Source organism: Kitasatospora sp. NPDC041988 (genome assembly GCF_055588525.1).
Genome location: NZ_JBVJCO010000022.1, coordinates 87626 through 97712 on the forward strand (window position 1 = coordinate 87626; position 10087 = coordinate 97712).

The window sequence follows — 10087 nt, forward strand, 5'->3', positions numbered from 1 at the left end:
GAGCGGCAACGATGAAATGATGAACGCCGCCCGAAAGCCAACGTTCTGCCGGATATATTCCACAGCCGCATGAGCGCCACCCAGGTGGCGCCAGATCGTGATCGGGGCCACCCGAAGGCCCTTGCCGAGCATCTCAGGCAACATCCGCCCACCTTGTCCCCGATCGGTGGGTCCTGCGTTCCCGGGCGTTCCGGCGACCGCCTCCATTACTCCATTCGAGTGATGCCCGCTCTCGGGCCTACCGCTTCTTCCACCCCCTCCGTCCCGCTACCTCAGCCCTGCACGGCCAGTACCAGGGGCAGGACGGCGCTCGCCCCGGCCTTGCGCAGCAGCCGGGCGGCGACGGTGACCGTCCACCCGGAGTCGACCAGGTCGTCCACGAGCAGCACCGGCCCGCCCGCCCCGGCCACCGCGGCCGCCACCTCCGGCGGCAGGACGAGCGCGCCGGCCAGCGAGTGCAGCCGCTGGGCACTGTTGCTACGCGCGCCGTGCGGGGGCTGCCCCGTCGCGTACTCGATCTGCCCGAGCAGCGGCAGCCGGCCGATCTCGGCGATCCGGGCACCGAGGCTGGCGACCAGTTGCGGCCTCCGGGAGGAGGCCATGGTCACCACGCCGACCGGCCGGTCCAGCCGGGCACCCTCGGTGGTCGCGGGACCGGCCCAGCCGCCGGGACCGCGTGCCCAGTCGGCGAGCACCGCGACCAGGGCGTCCACCGCCTCGCCGGGGACGGGCGTGTCGGGCGCCTGGTCGGCCAGCAGGGTGCGCAGCCGGTTGCCCCAGCCGATGTCGGAGAGCCGGCCGAGGGCCCGGCCGGTCTCGGCCTGCTCGCCCGCCGGGATGCGGCCCTTGAGCGGCACGCCCAGCGCGTCCATGCCGGTGGGCCAGAGCCGGCGCGGCTCGAAGCTGACCCCGGGCCGCCCGAGCGCGGCCCGGGCCGCGTCCAGCGCCTCGGCGGAGACGTCCGGGGTGTGCAGCGGCCCGGCACAGTTGTCGCAGCGGCCGCACGGCACGGCCTGCTCGTCGTCGAGCTGCCGCCGCAGGAACTCCATCCGGCAGCCGGTGCCTCCCGCGTACTCGCGCATGGCCCGCTGTTCGGCCTCGCGGGAGGCCGCGACCTTGGCGTACCGGGCGGTGTCGTACTCCCAGCTCTGCCCGGTGGCCGTCCAGCCGCCCTTGACCCGCCGCACCGCGCCGTCCACGTCGAGGACCTTGAGCATGGTCTCCAGCCGGGCGCGGCGCAGGTCCACCCGGGGCTCCAGGGCGGCGGTGGAGAGAGGTCGGCCGGCTTCGGCGAGCGCGTCGATGGTGCGGCGCACCTGCTCCTCCGGCGGGAAGGCCAGCGAGGCGAAGTAGCGCCAGATCGCCTCGTCCTCGCGCCCGGGCAGCAGGAGCACCTCGGCCCGGTCGACGCCGCGGCCGGCCCGGCCCACCTGCTGGTAGTAGGCGATCGGCGAGCTCGGCGAGCCCAGGTGCACCACGAAGCCGAGGTCGGGCTTGTCGAAGCCCATGCCGAGCGCGGAGGTGGCGACGAGCGCCTTGACCCGGTTGGCCAGCAGGTCGGCCTCGGCGGTCCGGCGCTCGGCGTCCTCGGTGCGGCCTGAGTACGAGGCCACCGCGAAGCCCCGCTCGCGCAGGAAGGCCGTCACCTCGTCGGCGGCGGCCACTGTCAGGGTGTAGACGATGCCGGAGCCGGGCAGCCGGTCGAGGTGGTCGGCCAGCCAGGCCAGCCGGTGCGCCGGGTCGGGCAGGGTGAGCACGCCGAGGGTGAGGCTCTCCCGGTCGAGCGGCCCGCGCAGCACCAGCGCGTGCGCGTCGGTGGTGCCGGTGCCGAGTTGCTCGGCGACGTCGGCGGTGACCCGGGCGTTGGCCGTGGCGGTGGTGGCCAGCACCGGGACGCCCGGTGAGAGGTCGGCGAGCATGGTGCGCAGCCGGCGGTAGTCGGGTCGGAAGTCGTGGCCCCAGTCGGAGATGCAGTGGGCCTCGTCGACCACCAGCAGGCCGGTGGAGGCGGCGAGCTTGGGCAGCACCTGGTCGCGGAAGTCGGGGTTGTTCAGCCGCTCGGGGCTGACCAGCAGGATGTCCACCGCGCCGGCCGCGACCTCGGCCTGGATCGTGTCCCACTCGTCGGTGTTGGCCGAGTTGATGGTGCGGGCGTGGATGCCGGCCCGGGCCGCCGACTCCACCTGGTTGCGCATCAGGGCGAGCAGGGGGGAGACGATCACCGTCGGCCCGGCGCCGCGGGCGCGCAGCAGGGCGGTGGCGATGAAGTAGACGGCGGACTTCCCCCAGCCGGTGCGCTGCACCACGAGGGCCCGTCGGTGGTCCACGACCAGGGCCTCGATGGCCGTCCACTGGTCGTCGCGGAGCGTGGCGGCCGGCCCGGCGAGCTCGCGCAGGACGGCCTCGGCCCGGGCCCGGACCTCGGTGCGGTCGGCGGCCGTCGCGGTGCCGGCGCCGGAGTCGGCGGTGCCGGTGCCTGACGTGGCGGGGGCGTCGGTGGCGGTGGTGTGGGTCTGCGGCTGCTGCATGGCGTCCATGTAACCCCGAGGTGCCGACAATGGGCGAACGGCGGTGGGTCATGGGCACGTGGAGCGCGGGTGCATTTCATCCGCTCTTCCGCTGAACAGCCGTCAAATATCCCTCGGAAGGGTGGGTCCGCATGCCCCGAATGAGGGAGGTTTTATCCACAGGGCGGGTTTATCCACAGGAAAAAAAGAAAATCCGGGGGCGTTCTCGAATTGCGGCAATCTTCCGGCCATGACCAACGAACGCATCACGCTTCCCTTCGGCCGTCCCTCCGGGCCTCGGCCGGTGACCATGCGGGGCCCGGCCGACATGGCCGAGCTGCTGCCCTACCTGCTCGGCTTCTTCCCCGACGACAGCATCGTCGCCGTCGGCCTCCAGGGGCCGGAGCTCCACCAGGGCGGGGTGATCCGGCTGGACATCCCGGAGTCACCGGCGGAGTGGCCGGCCGCCGCCGCCGAGACGGCCGCCCTTCTCGTCGGCCTGTCGGAGCAGCGGGATCGCCGCCCGGCCCAGGTGCTCGTCTATCTCTGCCAGGATCCCGGCACCGAGCACGGCCGGTCCGTGCTCGACGGGCTCAGACCGCTCGCGGCGGAGCTGCGGGCGGCCTTCGAGAGCAGGGGAGTGCCGGTGAAGGAGTCGCTCTGTGTCTCCGCCGGCCGCTGGTGGTCCTTCCTCTGCCGCCGCGAAGGGTGCTGCGACCCGGCCGGCCATCCGATCCGGCACGCGCCCGGCCCCGGAGCGGTGGCCGTGGCGGCCACCTTGGCCGGTCTCGCACCGCGCGGCAGCCGCAAGGCGATCGTCGCCGGGCTGGCGCCGATCGGCCCGCCCGGCGCGGACTCCCAGCGCCTGGCGCTCGCCCGGGCCGTGGGCGGTGGGGGAGCCGGGCGTGGGCCGGTGCTCTCCCCGGAGCAGGGCGCCGAGCTGCTCGACCGGGCCGTTGCCGAGTTCATGGCCGGTGCCCGTGAGCTCGACGAGCGCCGGACGGCACAGCTCCTCGTCGCCCTCCGGGACCGGCGCACCCGGGACCGCGCCGCCGAGTACGCCAGGCCTGCCGAGCTCGCTCCCGCCCAGCGGCTCTGGCGCTTCCTCGCCCGGCGCTGTGTGCCGCCCTACACGGGCTACGCGCCGCCCCCGCTCACCCTGCTGGCCTGGGTGTCCTGGGTCGCGGGGGACACCGCGACGGCTCGGGTCGTGCTTGCCCACACGCTCCGCCTCGACCCCTCCTACCTGCTCGCCCAGCTGCTCTACGAGTCGTTGAACGGCGGGCTTTCCCCGGCCCCCCTGCTGGCGAGGGCGGATGCCGAGCGGCGCCGCCGTACCGGGGAGGCAGAGGGGGCCGAGGCAGCCGTCGGCCTGAAAGGCGGCCCGGCTCGCGATGCGGAGCACGGCCCCGAGGGCGGTCCGCCGGGCGGGCCGGAGCTGGGCCTGGAGCGGGGCCCGGAGCGGGCTTCGGACCGCGGGCCTGACAAGCCACGTGATCCCGCCCCGGCCAAGACCCGGCGGCGGCGCGCCCGGCGAGGTCCGGCCGGGCCGGCCGCCCCCACCGCCTCGGGTGCCGTTCCGTTGCCGGAACCGGTGGACCGGGCCGAGGGCGCGTCCGGCGGGTCCGGCGGGTCGGCCGACGGTACGGTCACGCAGCTACGGCAGCGGACGGACCGCCCGGCGGGGTGCCGGCCGTCGGCCCAGCCGCGCTCCGCGCGCAAGCTGCGGCTCGGCCGCGCCTTGCCGTGGGCGCCCGCCGCACCGGCTGCTCCGAACGGCCGACGCGACCGGTGCCGGGGCGTCCGGCGCCCGGTGATCGGATCCCGGCATGTGGAGTGACACCGCCATCGGCCGGTCGTGCCCGCTGCGCCCCTCCGCCGGTCGGACGGGGCAACTGCTCCGTCCGACCGGCGGGGGCGCCGGGCCCTCCCCGGAGCGGGCCCGGGCTGTCCGTTCCGGTCTGCTGCGCCTCGAACTGCTGCGCCTCGAACCGCCGCGGCTCGGCCTGCCGCGCCCAGGAGTGACGCGCCCCGGCCTGCCGGGCCCAGAGCCGGCACACCCAGGCCTGTCACTCCTCGGCCGGCTACGCCTCGCCGTGGGCCATCGCGAGCAGGCGGTCGAGCACCTTGCCGCCGCTCACCCGCAGGCCGTCGTGCTCCCACTCGTTGGTGATCCACGTCCGCAGGCCGCGCACGGCACGGGCGGTCGCCAGCGAGTCGGCGGTGTCGACGTACATGTCGTCGTGGTAGACCGCTGCGACCACCGGCACTTCGTTGGCGGCCAGTCGTGCCGGGTCGTACAGGTCGGCCCAGTCGGTGCGGGCGGCAAGCAGCTCCGCCGTCTCCTTCAGCGGCCGCAGCGCCGGGTCGGTGTCGAACGTCCAGGCGTAGATCATCTCCCCGGTGAACAGCACCGGAGCCCCGGACTCCAGCGCAGCCCGGGCGTCGAACTCCGGGAACTCCTTGCGGACGCGATCGGCCGACCACGCCGTCCCGGCCCGGTCCACCGATCGCTGCCCGTAGATCGACTCGTGCAGCACGGCGTAGAGCGGCCCCTCGGCGAAGGAGAGCTTCGCCTGGGCCTCGGACAGGAAGGTGTCGGACAGCTCGGGCCCGGTCGCGCCCTCCACCCACGCCTCCTCCAGCAGGTAGTGCAGGCTGCCGGAGCCGTTGCCGCCGCCGAGCACTATCCCGAGGGCCTGGAACGCCTCGACGGTGAGCAGCCCGCCGCCGGGCAGGCGCGCAGGCGAGGCGGCCAGGTGCGCGGCGATCCGCCGCACCGCCTCGACGTCCTGCGGGAAGCGGGCGTAGTGCTCCTCGTTCTTGCGGACGACCCGGGGGTACGCCGCCCGGTAGACGTCGTCGGCCGAGCTGCGCAGGCCGGCCAGGCCGCCGGTGATGAACGCCTCGTGCAGGCCCTCGGGCGCGATCGAGAGGTAGGTGAGGGTGCAGAAGCCGCCGAAGCTCTGCCCGAGCACGCTCCAACGCCGGTCGTCGCCGAGCAGCCGGCGGCGGATCAGCTCGGCGTCCCGAACGATCGAGTCCGCACGGAAGTGCGCCAGGTAGTCCGCCTGCTGCTGGGCGCCGCCGCGCCGGGCGAGGGTCTGCCGGTTCGCGGGCGTGGACCGCCCGGTGCCGCGCTGGTCGAGCAGGAGTACCCGGTAGTCGTCGAGGGCGCGCTCCAGCCAGCCGTCGCGGCCGAGCGGGCGTCCGGCCTTGCCGCCGGGCCCGCCCTGGAGGAAGAGCAGCCAGGGCAGGTCGTCCTTCTCGCGGCCTGGGGCCACCACCTCACGGGCGTACACCTCGATCTGTTCGCCCTGCGGGGCGGCGTGGTCGAGGGGCAGCTGGAAGACGTGGTCGGTCGTGACAATCCCGGGCAGCCGGCTGGCGGTGGACATACAACTCCTCGGTATGTGCAGGTCACAGCGGTCGCGTCGCCGTCCACGGTGTTGCCGGTGCGGGCGCCGCGACCCCCGCACCGTATCCTGGCGGCGGTCGGGCACCGGTCCGGCGGGTAGCCGCCCCTGGCCACCCGCCTGCTGCGCCGTCCGCCCGCTGTGCCGGGCGAGACCAGCCGGCAACCCCGGTAGGGCGCGTCCGACCCGGAACGACACCGGCACGGGGCGGCCGGGCTCCGTCGGCGGCGGCATGACCGCCCGCCGCTGCGGACCGGCAGGCCGAACCGGCGCGCCGGGCGTTACCTGTGACCGGTCGGCAGCGTTCACCCCGGGGGCACTGCGTCAGGTCGGCCTCCGGGCCCCGGAGGCGGACGGAGTCGCGGCGCGCCCGCAGCCGCGGCCGTCGGGGCGCCGACGGCGGCCGAGCCGGCGGACAGGCGCCCGCGGACGTACGGCGTGCTGCCGCCGCCCACGACGGCCGGTCCAGGGCACCGGCCGGGACAGGGCGTCGCGGGCACGGCCGGACGCCGGACATGACGACGCCCCGGGGCACAACAGCGTGCTGGGGCGAGGCGGGGCCGGTACCGGAGCGGTACCGCGCGCCGCATGGCACGACCCGACGCCGGGTACGGCCAGACACGGCACACACGCCGACGGGAACCTCCGCCGGCCAGGCACCATCAGCACGCGATCGAGCATGCTCGCGGCCCACCGGCCTGACCGGCCACCGGACCGCCGAGGGGAGGAGAGTCCGGTGACCGCCATGAGGCCACCACAGGCGAGGCCGCCACAGGCCATGCCGGCCGAGAGCGTGGTCGGCGCGCCGAGACCGGTCGGCCGTCCCGACCAGGTCCCCGGAGGCGCCCCCGTCGGCCAGGCCCGGTCCGCGGCACCGCCGCGCCCGCAGCCTGCCGCCGTCCACCACGCGGTGCTCTGCGTCAACGCGCCCGCGATGGCCGCCTCCGGCCCCGACGGGCAACTGCGCGGTCACGGCCTCCACGGCTTCTACCGCTCCGGCGTCCGGGTGCTGGCCCGGATGGAGCTGCGGCTCGGCGGCATGGAGCCGCTGCCTCTCCAGAGCACCCCGACCACGGCGGCGCAGGCCCGGTTCCTCGGCGCCGTCCGGATCCCCGGGGACCCAGACCCCGACCCGGCGCTCACCGTCGAGCGGCTGCGCCACGCCGACGGGGTCGAGACCGTCACCGTCCGCAACGCCGGTAGCCGGCCTGCCCGGCTGCCGCTGGAGATCGCGCTCGGCACCGACCTCGGCCCGGTCGGCGAGATCGCCGCCGGGCACCGGTCGCCGGACCTGCCCGGCCAGGTGCAGTCCGCGGGGCTGCGCTGGGTGGGCCCCTCCCACGCCGCCGTCGTCAGTGCCAAGCCGTCGCCGCACGCCGTCCTGGCCGGCGCCGGCGTACTGCGCTGGGACCTCGAGGTCCAGCCCGGCGCGCGCTGGTCGGTCGAGCTGCGCACCGAGCTGGAGAGCACCGTCCCCGGCCCCCGGCCGCCGGGCGGGCGCGGCACCGGAGTCCCGCTGCCCTGGGCGGAGCCGGAGGTCCGTAGCGACGATCCCCGGGTCGAGCTGCTGGTGCCGCGCTCCCTGGACGCCCTCGGCGGCCTGCTGTTCGCCGACCCGGACCGCCCCACCGATTTCTACCCGGCCTCCGGAGCGCCGTGGCGGTTCGGGCTCGCCCCGGCGGACGCACTGTGGGCGGCCCGGCTGATGCTCCCACTGGGCACCCGGCTGGCCGCCGGCACCCTTCGGGCGCTGGCCCGCCGTCAGCAGCTCAGTCCCGCCGCAGGCCAGGCCGGCCCGGCAGGACCGGTGCACGGACCAGGCGGTCAGAGCGGCGGCCAGGGTGGGCCCGGCCGTCGCCCCGAGGGGCTGCTGCCCGGTGCCCTCCGGCACGGCGGGCCGGAGCTGCCGCCCACCTGCACCGCCACCGAGGCGACGCTGCTGTTCGTCACCGTGCTGGCCGAGGCCTGGCGCTGGGGACTGCCCCGGCAGGAGGTCGCCGAGCTGCTCCCGGCCGCCGAGCGCGCGCTCGGGGCACTCCGTGACGGCCTGGTCGACGGCTTCGTCACCGATCTGAGCCGCCCGGCGGAGGACCGCGCAGCCCACCCGGTGCCGGCCCGGGCCGAGGTCCAGGCCCAGGCGCACCGCGCCGCCCTGCACGGCGCCGACCTCCTGGCGGCTTTCGGCCGTCCCGGCGCCGAGGAGTGGCGTAGCTGGGCGGCCGCGCTGCGCGGGCGCTTCCGCGACCGGTTCTGGATCGACGACCTCTCCGGCGGGCGGCCAGCGGCCGGCCTGGGACCGGGCGGCCAGCCGCTGCCCGCGGTTGCCTCCTCCTTCGTCCACCTCCTCGACCCCGGTCTCTCCGCCGACGGCGGGCGGCACGAGAGCCTGTTGGAGCGCGAGCAGACCAGGCTGCTCGCCCAGCGCCTGGCCGCGCCCGAGCTGGACAGCGGCTGGGGCCTGCGCACGCTCAGCGCCAAGTCACCCCGGTTCAACCCGCTCGGCCACCGCAGCGGAGCCGTGCGGGTCCACGAGACCGCCCTCGCGATCGCCGGACTGGCTGAGGCGGGCCACGAGAACGAGGCCGGCGCCCTGCTGGAGGGCCTGCTCGGCGCAGCCGCCCACTTCGAGGGGCGGCTGCCCGAGATGTATGCGGGGGAGCAGCGCACGCTCGGCTGCCCGCCCGTGCCGCACCCGGCGGCCTGCCGCCCGGCGGCAGTCTCGGCGGCCGGCGCGGTGCACGCGGTGTTCTCCCTCGCCGGGGTCCGCCCCGACGTCCCGGGCGGGCGGGTGCTGGTCCGCCCGGCCAGCACGGCGCCGCTCGGCGAGCTACAGCTGACCGGCCTGCGGGTCGCCGGGGAGCCGTTCTCGGTCCGGGTGAGCCGGATCGGCGTCGCGATGGTCGAGGAGGCGTCCACGGAGCTGCAGCTGGTCGCCCGCTGACGCCGCCGCCCCCACGCGGGTGCACCAGGGCGGGCGGCGGCTTGCCGGGAAGGCCCCCGCCCCGGCCCCCGCCCCCGGTAAGGTCCCCGGCCCCGCCCCGGAGGCGCGGCCGAGGGCCGGGGCAGGGTGATCACCGGACCGTCACGGCACAGTCCGTGCACGGGCCTGTGCTTATCGTCAGAGAGACGACTATGATCGTCGCCATGTCGCGTTATGACCCGTCGGCCTTCCCCCCGTTCGCTGTCACGGTTGACCTGGTGGTGCTGACGGTGCGGGACCACGCGCTGTGCGCCCTGCTGGTCCGACGGGGCGAGCCCCCCTTCCAGGGCTACTGGGCCCTGCCCGGCGGTTTCGTCCGCCCGGACGAGGGCCTGGCCGAGGCGGCCTCCCGGGAGCTGGCGGAGGAGACCGGCCTGCGCGCCTACTCCGCCCCGGGCCACGATGCGGCGAGCCCCGGCACGGCCGGCGCCCACCTGGAACAGCTCGCGACCTACGGCCACCCCCAGCGCGACCCCCGGATGCGGGTGGTCAGCGTCGCGTACCTGGTCCTGGCGCCCGACCTGCCGACCCCGCGCGCCGGTGGCGACGCCAGCAGCGCCCGCTGGGCCCCGGTCACCGAACTGCTCGGAAAGAGCCCGGCCGACGAAGTCCCGCTCGCCTTCGACCACGGGCTGATCCTGACCGACGGGGTCGAGCGGGCCCGCTCCAAGATCGAGTACTCCTCGCTGGCCACGGCCTTCTGCCCGCCCGAGTTCACCGTCGGCGAGCTGCGCAGGGTCTACGAGGCCGTGTGGGGCGTGGTGCTCGATCCCCGGAACTTCCACCGCAAGGTCACCGGCACCCCCGGCTTCCTGCTGCCCTCGGGCGGCACGACGACGCGTCAGGGCGGGCGCCCGGCGCAGCTGTTCACCGCGGGCGGGGCCACCGTGCTCAACCCGCCGATGCTGCGCCCGGAGTCCTGAGCCGACGGCCCACGGCCTGCCCGGCCACCCCGTCCGCTGCCTGCCCCGACCCCTGCCTCCCCGCCACCCGGCGGCCGTCGCCGGATCGGATTGTCCCCTGATCGGGTGAGGTGTGCGGGCGGCGAGCCCGCGCCGCTCCCGCAATGCCCGGAATCGCCGTGGCGGCCCCCTAATGTGCTGGCGGGGGGGGGGGGGGGGGGGGGGGGAGGGGGGGGGGAGGGGGGGGGGGGGGGGGGGGGGGGGGGGAGGGGAGAGGGGGGT

General features: G+C 76.2%; 5 protein-coding genes. 3 read left to right on the top strand and 2 right to left on the bottom strand.

Annotated elements, in window-relative coordinates:
• Window positions 1–272: 272 nt before the first annotated feature.
• Complete coding sequence (locus tag ACZ6NC_RS22460) at window positions 273–2528, bottom strand: RecQ family ATP-dependent DNA helicase (RefSeq protein ID WP_465735397.1); 2256 nt, start codon at window positions 2526–2528, stop codon at window positions 273–275.
• Between the two features lie 229 nt (window positions 2529–2757).
• Between ACZ6NC_RS22460 and ACZ6NC_RS22465 the strand changes: the two genes are divergently transcribed.
• Complete coding sequence (locus ACZ6NC_RS22465; RefSeq protein ID WP_465735399.1) at window positions 2758–4347, top strand: DUF4192 domain-containing protein; 1590 nt, start codon at window positions 2758–2760, stop codon at window positions 4345–4347.
• Between the two features lie 244 nt (window positions 4348–4591).
• Here the strand turns inward: ACZ6NC_RS22465 and ACZ6NC_RS22470 are convergent, their stop codons facing one another.
• The gene (locus tag ACZ6NC_RS22470) at window positions 4592–5905 is read right to left on the bottom strand and encodes an alpha/beta fold hydrolase (protein WP_465735401.1); all 1314 of its coding nucleotides are present in this window, start codon (window positions 5903–5905) and stop codon (window positions 4592–4594) included.
• A 763-nt stretch (window positions 5906–6668) separates the two neighbouring features.
• Between ACZ6NC_RS22470 and ACZ6NC_RS22475 the strand changes: the two genes are divergently transcribed.
• Window positions 6669–8864 (top strand): amylo-alpha-1,6-glucosidase, encoded by a 2196-nt coding sequence (locus ACZ6NC_RS22475; RefSeq protein ID WP_465735484.1) that lies wholly within the window; start codon window positions 6669–6671, stop codon window positions 8862–8864.
• Between the two features lie 203 nt (window positions 8865–9067).
• Window positions 9068–9826, top strand: coding sequence for an NUDIX hydrolase (locus ACZ6NC_RS22480; RefSeq protein ID WP_465735403.1), 759 nt, complete (start codon window positions 9068–9070; stop codon window positions 9824–9826).
• The last annotated feature ends 261 nt before the right edge of the window (window positions 9827–10087 follow it).